This window comes from Oleiphilus sp. HI0061, from assembly GCF_001635675.1.
Window position 1 is genome coordinate 1 of sequence record NZ_LWFE01001862.1, and the last position, 771, is coordinate 771.

Genomic DNA, 771 nt, shown 5'->3' on the forward strand with positions numbered 1-771 from the left:
AATCTCAGCGCGAAGAAGCCAGTTCTCATCAGGTCTAAATGCCAGACCAAAATTAGCATCGTCAAATGAGCTTTTTGGGTCTGACGAGCCCCTCAGCTTTGTTTGTTCATAGCGAACATACATTTCCCAGAATTCATCAAAACGATAAACACTCTGCAAGTAATAAGCTTCTTCATAAAAATCATTAACAGCCTCGCTTGCCAGTGCCGGAATATTAGTCTGGAATTTATGGCGCAAATACTCAAACGTGACAGACCATTGGAATTGGTTGTATTCAAGTGATGTAACGATATTTTCGGAGTAAAATGACGCGTCAGGTTCAACAATCATAAGCAAAGGGTCGTCACCTGCAGGAAACTCAACTGATACTTCGTATTCTGGTTTGAAGTACGTTATGGAGGCACGCCAACCATCAAACTCTTCTCCATATATTATTTTGGCTAACAGGCTACGATCTCCTTTGAGTTTGCTTGGAGAAAGTTGTGAGGCCTCTTCCAACTCATCTTTATCAGCAACAGGCTGGCTCAAGAAAAGTTGAAATGCTAAAGGCTCACCAGATAGGTCATAAGAACCAAAGAATTCCACACCATCAGCGGAATAAAAGGAGTTACGAGTCATGTCAAAATAAACGGCTTGCGGCATCACCACACCCGTTCGGGTATGGGGAATATCCCGAGTCTCATTATAAAAACCATAAGAAGAACGTATTCTCCCTAAACGAAGACCCAAAGAACGATCAAAACTCTGATAAATCGGGTAGCTAAAAAACCC

The 771-nt window shown here is 42.0% G+C and carries 1 protein-coding gene; it reads right to left on the bottom strand.

Going from position 1 to position 771, the window contains the following annotated elements; translation table 11 throughout:
• Nucleotides 1-771 (bottom strand): hypothetical protein (locus A3735_RS31600; RefSeq protein WP_197486123.1); only part of this gene is annotated, 771 nt, incomplete at both ends.